The 16,507-nt window shown below is 66.8% G+C and carries 13 protein-coding genes; 7 read left to right on the top strand and 6 right to left on the bottom strand.

The window, feature by feature from the left end:
- Positions 1–8 precede the first annotated feature (8 nt).
- The 3 genes from AAFF32_RS08960 to typA all read right to left on the bottom strand — a co-directional run bounded on the left by AAFF32_RS08960 (position 9) and on the right by typA (position 4,057).
- Complete coding sequence (locus AAFF32_RS08960; RefSeq protein ID WP_342317089.1) at positions 9–1,664, bottom strand: amidase; 1,656 nt, start codon at positions 1,662–1,664, stop codon at positions 9–11.
- 63 nt (positions 1,665–1,727) lie between these two features.
- Positions 1,728–2,195: a DUF2127 domain-containing protein gene (locus tag AAFF32_RS08965; protein WP_216959620.1), complete on the bottom strand. Its 468-nt coding sequence runs from the start codon at positions 2,193–2,195 to the stop codon at positions 1,728–1,730.
- A 32-nt stretch (positions 2,196–2,227) separates the two neighbouring features.
- The gene (typA, locus tag AAFF32_RS08970; protein WP_216959617.1) at positions 2,228–4,057 is read right to left on the bottom strand and encodes a translational GTPase TypA; all 1,830 of its coding nucleotides are present in this window, start codon (positions 4,055–4,057) and stop codon (positions 2,228–2,230) included.
- Positions 4,058–4,261: 204 nt separating this feature from the next.
- On the opposite strand from typA, the gene AAFF32_RS08975 reads away from it, so the two are divergent.
- From AAFF32_RS08975 to AAFF32_RS08985, 3 genes are all read left to right on the top strand, one after another.
- Positions 4,262–4,768 carry a peptidylprolyl isomerase gene (locus AAFF32_RS08975; RefSeq protein ID WP_342317090.1) on the top strand — a complete coding sequence of 169 codons (507 nt, stop codon included), beginning with the start codon at positions 4,262–4,264 and terminating at the stop codon, positions 4,766–4,768.
- 295 nt (positions 4,769–5,063) lie between these two features.
- Positions 5,064–6,269, top strand: coding sequence for a pyridoxal phosphate-dependent aminotransferase (locus tag AAFF32_RS08980; RefSeq protein ID WP_216959596.1), 1,206 nt, complete (start codon positions 5,064–5,066; stop codon positions 6,267–6,269).
- 122 nt (positions 6,270–6,391) lie between these two features.
- Positions 6,392–7,375, top strand: coding sequence for a malate dehydrogenase (locus AAFF32_RS08985; RefSeq protein ID WP_342317091.1), 984 nt, complete (start codon positions 6,392–6,394; stop codon positions 7,373–7,375).
- A gap of 161 nt (positions 7,376–7,536) precedes the next feature.
- On the opposite strand, the gene AAFF32_RS08990 is transcribed toward AAFF32_RS08985, so the two are convergent.
- Complete coding sequence (locus AAFF32_RS08990) at positions 7,537–8,730, bottom strand: porin (RefSeq protein ID WP_342317092.1); 1,194 nt, start codon at positions 8,728–8,730, stop codon at positions 7,537–7,539.
- Between the two features lie 391 nt (positions 8,731–9,121).
- Here AAFF32_RS08990 and prpE point away from each other — a divergent pair, with 391 nt between their 5' ends.
- Positions 9,122–11,014 (top strand): propionate--CoA ligase, encoded by a 1,893-nt coding sequence (gene prpE / locus AAFF32_RS08995; RefSeq protein ID WP_342317093.1) that lies wholly within the window; start codon positions 9,122–9,124, stop codon positions 11,012–11,014.
- Positions 11,015–11,105: 91 nt separating this feature from the next.
- Here prpE and AAFF32_RS09000 read toward each other — a convergent pair whose 3' ends face one another.
- Positions 11,106–12,353, bottom strand: a complete 1,248-nt coding sequence (locus AAFF32_RS09000) for a citrate synthase family protein (protein WP_342317094.1) — start codon at positions 12,351–12,353, stop codon at positions 11,106–11,108.
- 97 nt (positions 12,354–12,450) lie between these two features.
- On the opposite strand from AAFF32_RS09000, the gene prpB reads away from it, so the two are divergent.
- The 3 genes from prpB to AAFF32_RS09015 all read left to right on the top strand — a co-directional run bounded on the left by prpB (position 12,451) and on the right by AAFF32_RS09015 (position 15,611).
- A complete protein-coding gene (gene prpB / locus AAFF32_RS09005) occupies positions 12,451–13,335 on the top strand; it encodes a methylisocitrate lyase (protein ID WP_216959588.1) in 885 nt (294 codons plus the stop codon).
- A gap of 246 nt (positions 13,336–13,581) precedes the next feature.
- Positions 13,582–14,733, top strand: a complete 1,152-nt coding sequence (prpC, locus tag AAFF32_RS09010; RefSeq protein WP_216959586.1) for a 2-methylcitrate synthase — start codon at positions 13,582–13,584, stop codon at positions 14,731–14,733.
- A gap of 344 nt (positions 14,734–15,077) precedes the next feature.
- Positions 15,078–15,611, top strand: a complete 534-nt coding sequence (locus AAFF32_RS09015; RefSeq protein WP_216959583.1) for a hypothetical protein — start codon at positions 15,078–15,080, stop codon at positions 15,609–15,611.
- 60 nt (positions 15,612–15,671) lie between these two features.
- Here AAFF32_RS09015 and AAFF32_RS09020 read toward each other — a convergent pair whose 3' ends face one another.
- Positions 15,672–16,283, bottom strand: a complete 612-nt coding sequence (locus tag AAFF32_RS09020) for a glutathione S-transferase N-terminal domain-containing protein (protein ID WP_216959580.1) — start codon at positions 16,281–16,283, stop codon at positions 15,672–15,674.
- Between the last annotated feature and the right edge of the window lie 224 nt (positions 16,284–16,507).

Here is a 16,507-nt window from a genome sequence, read left to right on the forward strand (position 1 = left end):
GACAGACATCAGCCCTTGGTCGTTCCTAGCGGTGCCGTCGCCAGGAACTGCGGCGCCTTGCGCGCGCGCGTCTTCTGTTCGAATGCGAACGCCAGCTCGATCAGACGCGGTTCGCTCCACGCCGGGCCCATGAAGACGATGCCCATCGGCAGGCCGAAATAATCGCCCATCGGCACGGTGACGCTCGGCGTACCGGCGACGGCGGCGGCGCCGTAGCCTTCACCGAGGAAATGATCGCCGTTGACCGGGTCGATCAGCCACGCCGGCGCGGTGGCAGGCGCGACGATGGCATCGAGTGTCGAAGCCGTGAGCGCGGCCTGCAGGCCGTCGCTGCCGGCCAGTCGCTTAGCCTGGCTGCGCGCGTCGATGTACGCCATCTCGTCCAGCGTGCCCTTCGCCTGCGCGCGTTCGAACAGCTCCTGCGCGAAGAACGGCATCTCCGTCTTGGTGTTGCGGCGGTTGAATTCGATCAGCCCCTCCAGCGAATTCACCGGCGCGCCGCTGCGCGACAGATAGCCGTTGAGGCCGTGCTTGAACTCGTACAGCAGCACGTCCATCTCGGCGTCGTTCCATTGCCCGGCGGTGGGCAGTTCGACGTCGACGATCTCCGCGCCGGCCTGGCGCATGGCCTCCAGGCTGCGCTCGAGCGCGGCGTCGGCGGCGGGATGGAAACCCATCGCCTTGCGCAGCACGCCGATGCGGGCGCCGCGCAGGCCGTCGCGGTTGAGGCGCGCGTGGTAGTCGAAGATCGCCCGGCCGGTGCTTTCGGCCGTGGCGGAATCGGTGTCGTCGCGACCGACCATGGCCGACAGCAGGATTGCCGCGTCGGCGACACTGCGCGCCATCGGGCCGGGTGTGTCCTGGCTGTGCGAGATCGGGATGATGCCGCTGCGGCTCACCAGGCCGACCGTCGGCTTGATGCCCACCAACCCCGCGACCGAAGACGGGCAGACGATGCTGCCGTCGGTCTCCGTGCCGATTGCGGCGGCGGCGAGGTTGGCGGCCACGGCCGCGCCGCTGCCGGAGCTGGAACCGCAGGGCGAGCGGTCCAGCGCGTACGGGTTGCGCGTCTGCCCGCCGCGCGCGCTCCAGCCGGAGGTCGAACGCGAGGAACGGAAGTTCGCCCACTCGCTGAGGTTCGTCTTGCCCAGGATCACCGCGCCCGCATCGCGCAGTCGCGCGACGACGAAGGCGTCGGTGCGCGGATGGTGCGAGGCGAGGGCGAGCGAGCCGGCGGAGTTCGCCATCGGCGTCGCGTCGATGTTGTCCTTCAGCAGGATCGGCACGCCGTGCAGCGGGCCGCGCACGCGGCCGGCCTTGCGCTCGGCGTCGCGTGCATCGGCTTCCTTCAGCGCGGCCGGATTGACTTCGATCACCGCGTTGAGATGCGGGCCGGCGTCGTCGATCGCGGCGATGCGGTCCAGGTACGCCTGCGTCAGCGCGTGGCTGGTGAGCTCGCCACGTCCCATGCGGGCTTGAAGTTCGTCGATACCGACTTCGGCGAAGGCGAAGTTTCCATCCGGTGCGGGCGCGGCGGCCGGCTTGGCGGAAGTCGTCGCGGTCGGACCGGCTTTGGCCGTGCCGGGTACGTCGGCGCGGTTACAGGCGGGCAGGAGCGCGAGCAGCGTTGCCAGTGGCAACGTCTTGACGATCAAAGAGCGCATTGCGATTCCCCGGTCGCAGGTGGCTGACCCGAGGATACGCCATTCAGCTTGGCTGGCGGGGGCTCAGGGGCGCCGCTTACGGATGTCGCGTGCCAGCACTGCGACGACGATCAAATTGATCGCCAGGACAGCGACCGACATCCAGCCGGGGTGGCGGAACAGGGCATAGACGTCCAGCGGCAGGTAGATCGCGGCGCTGATGCAGCCCAGCCACGACGCCCAGACCTTGACGCGCCACAGGCCCCAGGCCTCGACGAAGCGCAGGATGCCGTAGGCGAAGATCAAACCCGCGGCCAGATGGACGCTGTCGGGATTGATGAGGTCGGAGAAGCGCGCCAGCGCGCCGGTCTGCGGATCCAACTGGAACCGCGTCATCAGTTCGTGCAGCCAGCGCAGCAGCGGGGCCGGGCCGAGCAGCTCCAGGCCGCTGGCGGCGGCGAAGGCCAGCAGGCCTTTGGCGGCCTCGAAGATCGCGATGGCATGCAGGCCCGGATGGGCCTGCGGCCGGGAGTCGTAGGTGGCGTCGGTCATGGCGTGATCAGACACGGCGCCACCGTTTTGGTTCAAGCCGCGCGGGAGGCGCGCTTGCGCTCGCTCTCGGTGAGCTGCTTCTTGCGCAGGCGGATTTCCTTGGGCGTGACTTCGACCAGCTCATCGTCCTCGATGAAGTCCAGCGCCTGCTCCAGCGAGTACTTGATCGCCGGCGTCAGCTTGATCGCGTCGTCCTTGCCCGAAGCGCGCATGTTGGTGAGCGGCTTGGTCTTGATCGCGTTGACGGTCAGGTCGTTGTCCTTGGAATGGATGCCGACCAGCTGGCCTTCGTACACGTTGTCGCCTTCGGCGGCGAACAGGCGGCCGCGCTCTTCCAGCGGGCCCAGCGCGTAGGCGGGCGTGGCGCCGGCGGCGTTGGCGATCATCACGCCGTTGAGGCGCTTGGCGATCGCGCCGGTTTCCTTCGGACCGTAATGGTCGAACACGTGGAACAGCAGACCCGAACCCTGCGTCAGGGTGCGGAACTCGTTCTGGAAACCGATCAGGCCGCGCGCCGGAATCATGTAGTCCAGGCGCACGCGACCCTTGCCGTCGGGCTCCATGTTCTTCAGCTGGGCCTTGCGGATGCCCAGCTTTTCCATCACGCCGCCCTGGTGCTGCTCTTCGATGTCGACCACCAGCTGCTCGATCGGCTCCATGAGCTGGCCGTCGATTTCCTTGATGATCACTTCCGGACGCGACACGGCGAGTTCGAAGCCTTCGCGGCGCATGTTCTCGATCAGCACCGACAGGTGCAGTTCGCCGCGGCCCGACACCAGGAACTTGTCCGGATCGGAACCTTCCTCGACCTTCAGCGCCACGTTGTGCAGCGTCTCGCGCTCCAGGCGCTCGCGCAGCTGGCGGCTGGTGAGGAACTTGCCGCCGCTGTATTCCTTGTGGCCGGCGAACGGCGAGTTGTTCACCTGGAAGGTCATGCTGATCGTCGGCTCGTCCACGGTCAGCGCGGGCAGCGCTTCCGGCGCGTCGAGCGCGCAGACGGTGTCGGAGATCGACAGGTCGGTGACGCCCGCGATGGCGACGATGTCGCCGGCGCCGGCTTCCTCGGTCTCGATGCGCTCCAGGCCCATGAAGCCCAGCACCTGCACGATCTTGCCCTGGCGCTTCTTGCCTTCGCGGTCGATCACGCTGACCGGCATGTTCTTCTTCACCTTGCCGCGCTGGATGCGGCCGATGCCGATCAGGCCGACGAAGCTGCTGTAGTCCAGCTGGCTGATGCGCATCTGGAACGGGCCGTCCTCGTCCACCTGCGGCGGCGCGACGTGCTTCATGATCGCTTCGTACAGCGGGGTCATGTCGCCCGAACGCGCGGCATCGTCGAGGCTGGCGTAGCCGTGCAGCGCCGAGGCGTAGACGATCGGGAAGTCCAGCTGCTCGTTGGTGGCGCCGAGCTTGTCGAACAGGTCGAACACCTGGTCGATGACCCAGTCCGGACGCGCGCCCGGGCGGTCGATCTTGTTGACCACGACGATCGGCTTGAAGCCCATCGCGAACGCCTTCTGCGTCACGAAGCGCGTCTGCGGCATCGGGCCGTCCATCGCGTCGACGAGGATCAGCACCGAGTCGACCATCGACAGCACGCGCTCGACCTCGCCGCCGAAGTCGGCGTGGCCCGGGGTGTCGACGATGTTGATGCGGTTGCCCTGCCAGGTGATCGCCGTGTTCTTGGCGAGGATCGTGATGCCACGTTCCTTTTCCTGGTCATTGCTGTCCATCGCGCGCTCGGCGAGCACGGTGCGCTCGGAAAGGGTGCCGGACTGCTTCAGGAGGCAGTCGACGAGGGTGGTCTTGCCGTGGTCGACGTGGGCGACGATGGCGATATTGCGCAGGCGTTCGATGGACATGCGGACAGGCCGGCAGACCGGCGCTCAGGCGAGGGGTAGCCGAATATTATACCTTGCAAACATGGCCGTTGCTTGTTCAGGCAGACGGCGCCGGGAGGCGCTCGCGGACCCTTGTGAAGCCCCGCCACCGCCGCCATCTGAACGGCGAGTTGCCCCTTTCTCCCACCGATTCCTTTCCCCGAACAACGTCCAGGAGACGCATTCATGAGCCTGATCGCCACTTTCGACACCGACCGCGGCCCCATCCGCGTGGAACTGGCCGCCGACAAGGCGCCGCTGACGGTCGCCAACTTCGTCAATCTGGCCCAGCGCGGCTTCTATGACGGGCTGAGCTTCCACCGCGTCATCAACGATTTCATGATCCAGGGCGGCTGCCCGCTGGGCACCGGCACCGGCGGCCCGGGCTACCGTTTCGAAGATGAAACCCGCACCGGCCTGTCCCACGAGCGCGGCGTGCTGTCCATGGCCAACGCCGGCCCGGGCACCAACGGCAGCCAGTTCTTCATCACCCACGTCCCGTGCCCGTGGCTGGACGGCAAGCACACGGTGTTCGGCAAGGTGCTGGAAGGGCAGCAGATCGTGGACAGCGTGAAGCAGGGCGACACGATCAAGTCGGTGAAGATCGAAGGCGACACTGCCGCCGTGCTGGCCGCCAAGGCCGACCGCGTGGCCGAGTGGAACAAGACCCTGGATGCGAACGCGCGCCCGTAACCTGATCGATGTCATTCCCGCGAAGACGGGAATCCAACTGTCCGTACCCGCAGCGCCTGCTGCCGGGGCGTGACAAGTCGGACGCCTGGGTCCCCGCCTGCGCGGGGATGACGGCTTGAATACCCCGTCGAACTGAGGCGCCCGCTCCGGCTTGCCGGGGCGGGCGTTTTCGCATCCGGCGGGGCGGGGCGCCCGGGTCCGCGTGTTAACATCGCAAGGCTCGATGGCGGCCGTTTTCGCGGCTGCAGTTCCAGCCTCGAGCACACCCCACATCGACCCCAACGAGGTTCCCGCGATGCCCCAGCTTGCCCGGCGCATCGGTCGCGCCAAGCCCAGCGCGATCATGCAGGTTGCCGAGAAGGCCAAGCGGCTCAAGGCCGAAGGCCGCGACATCATCAGTTTCTCGATCGGTGTTCCCAACTTCCTCCCCGGCGAGCACGTCTACGCCGCCGCACGCGAAGCGCTGTCGAAAGACAGCGGCCAGTACGGCAGCAATCGCGGACCCGACGCGCTGCTCGACGCGTTCGTCGAACACATGGCGAAAATCGGTCTGACCGGCTACGGCCGCGTCAACTGCGCCACCGGCATCGGCGCCAAGCACGTCATCTACAACCTCGCCGAAGCGCTGCTCGACGAAGGCGACACCATCGTCTTCCCGACGCCGTACTGGACCAGCTACCTCGACATCGCCGAGATCGTCGGCGCGAAGATCGACCTGCTGCCGTGCCCGGCCGAACAGAACTACAAGCTCACGCCCGCGCAGCTCGATGTCGCGCTTGCGAAGAAGCCGCGCGTGTTCCTGTTCAACAACCCGTCCAACCCGACGGGCATGGTGTACACGAAGGAAGAAATCGACGCGCTGGCCGACGTCATCGTGAAGTATCCGGACACCTGGATCATCACCGACGACATCTACAACCGGATGGTGTTCGACGGCTTGGGCTACCACAACTTCGTGCACGCCCGCCCGGAGCTGAAGGACCGCGTGATCTTCCTCGACTCGCTGTCCAAGACCTACGGCATGCCGGGTTGGCGCGTGGGCTTCATGGCCGGTCCGGAAGTCGTCGCGCAGGCGCTGGTGACGATGAATTCCAACCACATCACCAACGTGCCGGAAGTCGTCTGCGCTGCGGCCATCGCCGCGTTCAACGGCCCGCAAGACGTGCCGACGCAGAAGTGCGCCGAGTTCCAGGCCAAACGCGACCAGGTGATGGACGTGATGAACGCCATCCCGGGCGTCGTCTGCCCGCGTCCGCAGGGCGCGTTCTACGTGTTCCCGGACATCAGCGTCGCCTTCGGCAAGACGCACACGCCAACGGGCACGAAGATCAACAACGACGTCGACTTCTGCAACGCACTGCTGGAAGCCAAGGGCGTGGCCTGCGTGCCGGGCTCGGCCTTTGGCGAGCCGCGCGCGCTGCGCATCAGCTACACCTGCCCGACGCCGCAGCTCGCACCGGGCCTGCAGCGTTTCCAGGAATTCTTCGCTGAACTGCAGTGATTCGGGATTCGAGATTCGGGATTCGCAAAAGCGGATCCCGAATCCTCCCGTAGCGCCGCCGCTGTTTCCGAATCACGAATCCCGAATCACGAATCACGAATCACGAATCCCGGAGTTTCACCATGAAGACCCCCGTCCGCGTTGCCGTCACCGGTGCTGCCGGCCAGATCGGTTACTCGCTGCTGTTCCGCATCGCTTCCGGCGAAATGCTCGGCAAGGACCAGCCCGTCATCCTGCAGATGCTCGAGCTGCCGATGGAGAAGGCCCAGGCCGCGCTCAAGGGCGTGATGATGGAGCTGGAAGACTGCGCGTTCCCGCTGCTCGTCGGCATGGTCGGCACCGATGACGCGGAAGTCGCGTTCAAGGACGCCGACATCGCCCTGCTGGTCGGCGCGCGTCCGCGCGGCCCGGGCATGGAGCGCAAGGACCTGCTGCTGGAAAACGCGAAGATCTTCACCGCCCAGGGCGCCGCGCTGAACAAGGTCGCCTCGCGCAATGTGAAGGTGCTCGTCGTCGGCAACCCGGCCAACACCAATGCCTACATCGCCATGAAGTCGGCGCCGGACCTGCCGGCGAAGAACTTCACCGCGATGCTGCGCCTGGACCACAACCGTGCGCTGTCGCAGCTGGCCAACAAGGCCGGCGTCGCCGTGGGCGACATCGAGAAGCTGGTCGTGTGGGGCAACCACAGCCCGACCATGTACCCGGATTACCGCTTCGCCACGGTCAACGGCCAGTCGCTGAAGGACAAGATCAACGACGCCGATTGGAACGCCAACGAGTTCATCCCGAAGGTCGGCAAGCGCGGCGCGGCGATCATCGAAGCGCGCGGCCTGTCGTCGGCTGCTTCGGCCGCCAACGCCGCCATCGACCACATCCGCGACTGGGTGCTGGGCAGCAACGGCAAGTGGGTGACGATGGGCATTCCGTCCGACGGCAGCTACGGCATTCCGAAGGACGTGATGTTCGGCTTCGCCGTGACCACGAAGGACGGCGAGTACACGATGGTGAAGGACCTGCCGGTCGACGACTTCAGCCAGAAGGCCATCGACAAGACGCTGGCCGAGCTGGAAGAAGAGCGCGCCGGCGTTTCGCACCTGCTGTAATCCGCATTGCGCGACTGTTTCGGCAGTCGCACGAGACAAAAAAAGGGCGGCCAATGGCCGCCCTTTTTCGTTGACGCAGCTGTCGGCTGCTACATCGCTTCGTGCTTGCTGTCGTCATTCCGCGGGAATGACAGATTAAGAGCGTCGATAAGAGATCAGAATCAGAACTGCACCTGCGCCCGCAGTTCCACCTCGTCGGTCGCCGAATACGCCGCGCGCTTCTCATCCAGCACGTGCACGTAGTTCGCCTGGAACTTGAAGTGCGAAGTGAGATACCAGTTCGCGCCGAAGGTGATGTCGCGCTGGCGGCCGCCGGCGATGCCCGCGTCGTTCAGATCGAGGTCGCCGTAGCGCGCCAGCAATTCCACTGCACCGAAGCCCTTCGCGGGTTTCACATTGGCGACGTTCCCGCCGGAGTAAGGGCGCGATTCCCCCGTGAGCAGCCAGCTGCCGGTAACGTAGCCGCCCTGCGCGGTGAAATCGCGCAAGCCGTCATCGCGCTGCGCGCTGCCAATCAGGTATTCGCCCTGCAGTGACCAGGGGCCGTCGATCCACAGGGCCTCCAGCCCCGCACGGTCGATGCGGTCCACATGCATCAGCTTGCCCGAATCGACCAGCCGCACATCAGTAAGGCCGGCTTGCGGACGTGCGCGGAAGCGCGCGCCCGGCGCCGTGTAGATGCTGCGCCCGTCAGTGTTGCCGTGCGGGTTCTCCACCGACGCGGCCACGCCCAGATGCAGCACGCGCGCGTCACCGTGAAGCGGCAGCCAGAACGCGCGCGCCGCCGCCGTCGTGCCGGGGTTGTCGCCCTGCAGGTCGTGCCCGAAGAAGTACGCGGCGCTGAAAGCGTAATCAGGTCGCGCGAGCGACCACTCAACGCCCGTGCGTCGGCCTTCGAACACCGCCTGCGACGCGGCCGCGTTCTCCATCAGGCTGCCCGCGCGCGATGCCGAATTGCTCTCGAAACCGACAGGCGTCTTGAAATAGCCCACGCGGATGCGGCCCATGTCCTGTCCGAACAACGCCTTGGTCTCCACGCGCAGTGCGACATCGAGCCAGGTGTTCGTTTCGAAGTCCATGCCGACAGTGGCGTCGTAAACGCCCTTCTTCTTCAGCGCGGCGCCGAACTCGCGACGGCGCATGCCATCGTCGTCGTGCAGCGTTGTCGTGGCCGTTCCATAGCCGCGATCGCCGGAGAAATCGTTGAGGTCGTAAGCGAAGTTGAGGGAAGCGGAAAGATCGGTGCCGTCGGCGAACGTGTGGTGCGTCGGCCAGGCGTCGAAGTCGCCGGCCGTCGCGTCGGTCGCACAAAGCAGCAGGCCGGCCAGTGCGGCGGCCAGGATCGATGGATTCATGGGAAGTCGGTCGTTCGGAAGAAGGAGGCGTGCGAAGTCGCGCACGGACGCGAAGGGGTCAGTCGCTTTCGACGCTGGAGGTCGCATTGAACGGTTCCGACGCAGGCGTCGGATTCGCCAGCTCGCGCTGCAAGCGGTGCGAGCAAGGCAAGCGGACGGGGCGCAACAATGCCGCCACGCGCCAGCCTCGACCGGCTGAAAATTGGACGTTGCGCGCATCGCGCCTTGCTGCATCGCGCCATGTCGTGCAGCGGGGCTCGGGAGCGTTCCTGCCAAATCAACCGCTTACGTGCGCAGGCGTGCCATCACGCAGCCTCTTCGACCATCGTCGTAACGAACGCTCACGTGTCACGGACTAGCCTCGACGGATCGTCGTTGGAAAGGCCCCGCCATGCGCTACGAAGACTTCTATCGCCGCTCGATCGAACAGCCCGAGGAGTTCTGGGGCGAGCAGGCGAGGGCGATCCACTGGCACAAGCCGCCGGAGCGGATCCTCGACTATTCCACTCCGCCATTCCGCAAGTGGTTCGTCGGCGGCGAAACCAACCTGTGCTTCAACGCCGTCGACCGCCATCTGCACGAACGCGGCGACCAGCTGGCACTCGTGGCGATCTCATCGGAAACCAATGTCACGCGCGAGATCACGTACCGCGAGCTGCATCGCGAAGTGAACACCTTCGCCGCGGTGATCCGTTCGCTCGGCGTCGGCCGCGGCGATCGCGTGGTGATCTACATGCCGAACATGGCCGAGGCCGTGTTCGCGATGCTGGCCTGCGCGCGCATCGGTGCGGTGCATTCGGTGGTGTTCGGCGGTTTCGCTTCGCACAACCTGGCGCTGCGCATCGACGATGCGACACCGAAGCTGCTGATCTGCGCCGACGCCGGCATGCGCGGCGGCAAGGTGATTGCGTACAAGCCGCTGGTCGATGCCGCCTGCGCTGCGGCGAAATCGCCGCCGCCGAAGGTGCTCATCGTCGATCGCGGGCTCGATCCGCAACGTACGAACGTGGAAGGTCGCGACGCGGACTATGCCGCGCTCCACGCGCAGTACGACGGCGAGGAAGTCGACGTCGAATGGCTGGAATCCAACGAGCCCAGCTATCTGCTGTACACGTCGGGCACTACGGGCAAGCCAAAAGGCGTGCAACGCGATGTCGGCGGTTACGCGGTCGCGCTGGCGTTGTCGATGTGGTCGATCTACGACGTGCGCGCGGGGCAGGTGATGTTCTCCACGTCCGATGTCGGCTGGGCGGTGGGGCATTCGTACAACGTGTACGGGCCGCTGATCGCCGGCGCGACGTCGGTGCTGTACGAGGGCCTACCGACGAATCCCGACCCCGGCGTGTGGTGGCGCATCTGCGAGCAGTACGGCGTGCGCACGATGTTCTCCTCGCCCACCGGCATCCGTGTGTTGAAGAAGCAGGATCCCGCGTTCCTGAAGAAGCACGACCTGTCGAAGCTGCAGTGGCTGTTCCTCGCCGGAGAACCGCTGGACGAACCCACCGCGCACTGGATCACCGACGGCATCGGCAAGACCATCATCGACAACTACTGGCAGACCGAAACCGGCTGGCCGGTGCTGTCGCTGATGCCGGGGTTGGACCTGAAACCGGTGAAGTTCGGTTCGCCCGGATTGCCCACGCCGGGCTACAAGCTGCGCGTGATCGACGACAACAGCGGCGAGGACGTGAAGGCCGGCGAGAAGGGTGTGCTGGTGATCGAGCCGCCGCTGCCGCCGGGCTGCCTGACGACGGTGTGGAACGACGACGCGCGATTCCTTTCCAGCTACTTCAGCCACTTCAAGCAGCTCGTCTACAGCTCGCTGGACTGGGCGATCCGCGACGAGGACGGCTACACCTTCATCCTCGGCCGCACGGACGATGTCATCAACGTCGCCGGTCACCGCCTGGGCACGCGCGAGATCGAGGAGTCGTGCTCCACGCATCCCAATGTCGCCGAGGCCGCCGTCATCGGCGTGCACGACGAACTCAAGGGTCAGGTACCGGTCGTGTTCGCCACGCTCAAGCGTCCCGACGAATCGCCTGCCGATGCGGCCGCTGCGATGCAGCAGCGCGTGGTCGAACAACTCGGTGGCGTGGCGAAGCCGGCGCGCGTGTACGTGGTCAACGCGTTGCCGAAGACGCGCTCGGGCAAGCTGCTGCGGCGTTCGTTGCAGGCGCTGGCGGAGAGTCGCGATCCGGGTGATCTGTCCACGCTCGACGACCCCGGTGCGCTGGAGGAAGTGAAGCGCGCGCTGGAGCGGGGCCCCGATACAGGAGGCTGACACCGGACGTATTTCCCGTTCGTCCTGAGCGTAGCGGAGCGAAGTCGAAGGGCGGACGGGGCTGCGACCGACCGATGCTGCGCGCCTACGCTCAGGGCGAATGGTGAGGAGATACCGCTGCGGCGTGCTCTTCCACTCCGCCCGGTTGCACACCCGCATAGCGCGCACGCGGTCGTATGAGTCCACCGTGCGCCTGCTGCTCCAGCGCATGCGCCAGCCAGCCGGCGAGGCGCCCGGCGGCGAACATCACCAGCGCCGGCGTCGCCGGCAATGCATAGGCGTGGCAGATCGCGGCGAGCATGAAGTCGATGTTCGGGTGCTGACCGCTGATTTCCTCGGTGGCTTCGACCATCGCGTTGAGTGCATCGAGCTGCGCCGGATCCGGCGCCGCGTCGCGCAGGCGTTGCAGCAGTTCCGCCGCGCGTGGATCGCCGTCCGGGTACAGCGCATGGCGGAAGCCGGGCAGGTCGTCGCCGCGCTGCCATCGCGCTGCGATCGCATCGCGTGGCGAATCGGCCTGAGACGCTTCGGCGATCAATGCGTAGGCGCGTGCCGTGGCGCCGCCGTGGCGCGGCCCCGACAAGGCCGCCAATCCGCTGCACACCGTCGCGTGCAGATGCGCACCGGTCGAAGCGACCACGCGCGCGGCAAAGGCGGAGACGTTGAGTTCGTGGTCGGCGCACAGCACCAGTGCGGCGCGCACGAGGTCCTCGAATGCCGCATCGCCCGGCCGCCACGCGCGTGCCAGCACGCGATGCACGGGATCGGCCGACGGCGGTTGCGCGACCAGCAGCGCGGCGTTCTGACGCAGCAGCGTCGCCGCGACGCGATGCCGCACCTGCGGCGCCGAGTTGAACGAATGGCGCTCCTGCAGCGCCAGCAGCGGAATCGCCGCCATCGTGCGTTCCAGCGGCGGCAGACGTGCGTCGACGGCGATGCTCGCCACGGTGTCCGGCCAGCCCGGCACCGCCATCGCGAAGGGGTCGTCGCTGCCGCAGTCCCACAGGAGACGCGCGGTGTCCTCCAGGCTGGCACCGGCGCGCACCTCCGCGATCGCCGAACGGCCGCGGTAGTACGGCCCGTCCGGCCGGATCAGCGAGATCCGCGTCTCCAGCACGGGCAAACCGCGATCCAGGCTCTGCGCCGCCCCGCGCGCTGCGCCGCGACCGATGCGCTGGCGCTCCGCCAGCCGCTCCACGTCCTGGCGCAGGTACAGGCGGCTGCGGTGGTCGGGGCCGGGGCGCGATTCGAGCAGGCCGCGGCTGACGTAGGCGTACAGCGTGGCCCGGCTGATGCCGAGCAGACGGCAGGTGTCGCGGGCGGAGAGGAGGTCGTCCATGGCGATAGATTGCCAGACAGATTGATTGGAACGATCAAGATTGATCAACCAGTGGGATGGTGCCAGATTGGCGCCCGTCGCAGACAGGAGTTCCCCCATGAGTTCCGCTTCCGCAGGCGCCCGTTTCCGCGCCGCCCTCGCCGCCGAAAAGCCCCTGCAGGTCATCGGTGCCATCAACGCCAACCACGCGCTGCTGGCCCAGCGCGCCGGCTACCGCGCGATCTACCTCTCCGGCGGCGGCGTCGCCGCCGGCTCGCTGGGCCTGCCGGACCTGGGCATCTCCGGGCTGGAGGACGTGCTGATCGACGTGCGCCGCATCACCGACGTATGCGACCTGCCGCTGCTGGTGGACATCGACACCGGCTTCGGGCCCAGCGCGTTCAACATCGAGCGCACGGTGAAGTCGCTGATCAAGGCCGGCGCCGCCGCATGTCACATCGAGGATCAGGTCGGGGCCAAGCGCTGCGGCCATCGTCCGGGCAAGGAGGTCGTGTCGCAGGGCGAGATGGTCGACCGCGTCAAGGCTGCCGCCGATGCGAAGACCGATCCGGACTTCTTTCTGATCGCCCGCACCGACGCCATCGCCGTGGATGGCGTGGACGCGGCGATCGAGCGCGCCATCGCCTGCGTGGAGGCCGGCGCCGACGGCATCTTCGCCGAGGCCGCCTACGACCTGCCCACCTACCAGCGTTTCGTCGACGCGGTGAAGGTGCCGGTGCTGGCCAACATCACCGAGTTCGGCAAGACGCCGTTGTTCACCCGCGACGAATTGGCCTCGGTGGGCGTGGCGATCCAGCTGTTCCCGCTGTCGGCGTTCCGCGCCATGAACAAGGCGGCAGAAAATGTCTACACCGCCATCCGTCGCGACGGCCACCAGAAGAACGTGGTGGACACCATGCAGACCCGCGAGGAACTGTACGATCGCATCGGCTACCACGCGTTCGAGGACAAGCTCGACGCGCTGTTCGCGAGCAAGAAGTAAGGCGCGATGAAAAGGTCGGCCGACGGAGCGTACAGGGCCTTCCCGTTGAGTCCCCCTGTCCCTATCTCCGCCGGCGCGTCCGGTCCGCCATTTCGACCGTGGCGGGCGCGATAGGTGCCCACCACGGTCGCCTGCGACACCTCGTCGCAGTCAGGCTTTGATCTGATCGAATCCCCTTTGCCACCCTGCAAAATTGACAACGTCGCACCCCGGTACGACCGGACAAGCACGAGGAGGAATACCCACATGACCGAGACCAACCAGGTCCTGCCCAAGGCCAAGAAATCCGTCGCCCTGAGCGGTACCGCCGCGGGCAACACCGCGCTGTGCACCGTCGGCCGCAGCGGCAACGACCTGCACTACCGCGGTTACGACATCCACGACCTGGCCACCGAGTCGACGTTCGAGGAAGTCGCGCACCTGCTCGTGCACGGCGCGCTGCCGACGACGTCGCAACTGAAGGCCTACAAGGCCAAGCTCAAGCGCCTGCGTGGCCTGCCGGCGATCGTGTCCGAAGCGCTGGAACTGGTGCCCGCCAACGCGCACCCGATGGACGTGCTGCGCACCGGTTGCTCGGTGCTGGGCACGGTGCTGCCGGAGCGCGAAGGCCATCCGGCCTCCGAAGCCCGCGACATCGCCGACAAGCTCATCGCCAGCTTCGGTTCGATGCTGCTGTACTGGTGGCACTTCACCCGCAACGGCCGCCGCATCGACGTCGAGACGGACGATGATTCCGTCGCCGCGCACTTCCTGCACCTGCTGCACGGCGAAGCGCCGAGCGCGCTGCACGCGCTGTCGCTGGACAAGTCGCTCATCCTTTACGCCGAACACGAGTTCAATGCGTCCACCTTCACCGCGCGCGTGATCGCGGGTACGGGTTCGGACCTGCATTCGTGCATCACCGGCGCCATCGGCGCGCTGCGCGGCCCCAAGCACGGCGGCGCGAACGAAGTGGCGATGGACATCATCAGCCGCTACGGCACCGCCGATGAGGCCGAGGCGGACATCCGTGCGCGCATGGAGAAGAAGGAAATCATCATCGGCTTCGGCCACCCGGTGTACACCATCGGCGATCCGCGCAATCCGATCATCAAGGAGATCTCGCGCAAGCTGTGCGCGGACGGCGGCAACCAGACGCTGTTCGACGTGTCCGAGCGCATCGAAAACCTGATGATGGACACCAAGAAGATGTTCCCGAACCTCGACTGGTACAGCGCATCGGCCTACCACATGATGGGCATCCCGACGCCGATGTTCACGCCGCTGTTCGTCATCGCGCGCACCACCGGCTGGAGCGCGCACGTGATCGAGCAGCGCGAAGATGGCAAGATCATCCGTCCGAGCGCGAACTACGTCGGGCCGGAAGATCGCGCGTACGTGCCGATCGAAAAGCGCTGATCGCATTCGACGTTTGCAAGACAGGGAAGGGGCCGCGCGATGCGGCCCTTTTCTTTGGCGAGTACGAACTCAGGGGTGTAAATCCCTCTCCCCTTGCGGGAGAGGGACAGGCCGCCGAAGGCGGCCAGGGAAAGGGTAGGGCCGCTGCCGTACAGCACGCGCTACGCGCGTCCCCTCTTCCGCCCCTTTGGGGCACCTTCCCCCGCAAGGGGAGAAGGGAACAGCAACAGCACGCACGAAGTCCTTTGCGTTGCCGAAGGCGGCCATGAACACGGGCACGCGCGCGCCACGCCCGGCCGTGGCATAGTCGGCCGGCATTCGTGGCTAGTGGTTTGGGGGAAACCATGCGCGATGACGAAGTGCCGAACAAGACCGATGCCGGGCGCGACGAGATTCAGAGTCGCGCGCTGAAGCTGCCCAACGTGCTCCGCTCGATCCTGCTGATGGTGGATGGCCAACGCAATGTCGGCCAGCTGCGTGGCGTGATCGGCGGGCTCAAGGGGCCGGACGATGCATTGGCCCAGCTCGAAGCGATGGGGCTGATCGCCGTGCCGCAGAGCCTGGCCGCCGCTGCGGCCGCCACGATCCGCGAGGCCGCCCGTCCGGGGCCCGCAGCGATCGAGCCGGCTGCCGCCACGGCGTCCGCGCCGATCGCATCGGCCGTGGGCTACTCCGCGCTGTACACGCTGATGTCCGACACGGTGCGCGAGCACCTGGGCCTGCGGGGGTACTTCCTGCAGCTCAAGGTCGAACGCTGCAGCGACGTCGGCGACCTGCTGGCCCTGTTGCCGGATTTCCACACGGCGTTGGGCAAGGCCCGGGATGTGGGATTCGCGATGGAGATGGAGCGGCGTTTCCGCTCGCTCGCGGAAGCCTGAGGCCACCGCGGTGAGAACACGGAGGCGGCCGGACCGCCTCCGCGTCGCCGTGCGCCTTGCTTACGCCAGGCCTTCGATCTTCAGCGCCTTCTGCACGCCCGGGTCGGCTTCCATGCGCGCCTTGAAGGACGCCAGGTTGGCCAGTCCCGACAGGTCGATGCCCAGGCCGTCGGCCCAGCGCAGCGTGATGTAGAGGTAGGGGTCGGCGTAGCTGCGGAAACCGGCGATCCACTGCTTGCCGGCGAGCTGGCGGTCGGCCGACTCGAACAGCCCACGCACGCGCTTGCGCGCGGCGTCCCTCACGGCGTCGTGCTGGGCCTCGTCGGCGATGAAGGCGGCCGGTCCGAACAGCGGTTTGAAGGCCGGGTGGATATCGGAATTGACGAAGGCCAGCCAGCGGGCGGCTTCGCCGCGCTGGCGCGGGCTGCCGTCGCCGGCCAGGCCGGCCTCGGGGAAGGTGTCGGCGATGTAGCCCATGATCGCGGCGTTCTGGGTCAGCACGAAGTCGCCGTCGACGATCGCCGGCACCGCGCCGGACGGGTTGATCGCCAGGTAGGCCGGAGCCTTCATCGTCTCCTTGTCGAGGATCTCCAGCGCGAAGGGCTGGCCGGTCCACTGCAGGGCGATGTGGTCGGCGGTCGAGCACGCGCCGGGCTTGGTGTAGAGCTTCATGCGGGGATCCCTCGAAAGTGCGGCAATCCCGAACTATGGACGATGGCCCGTCCCCGCCTCAATGCGACGGTGTGAAACGGACTATTGCCTTGGGCGCACTGGCCGGGGACGCATTTACCGTTGCGACCAGGCGGTGTTTTCCACGGAACCGTTCGCCCTGAGCGTAGCCGCGGAGCGGCGAAGTCGAAGGGCGGGGAAGTCCGATGTGTTTCCGGCCCATCCAC

The organism is Lysobacter sp. FW306-1B-D06B (assembly GCF_038446665.1).
Lineage (GTDB): Bacteria > Pseudomonadota > Gammaproteobacteria > Xanthomonadales > Xanthomonadaceae > Lysobacter_J.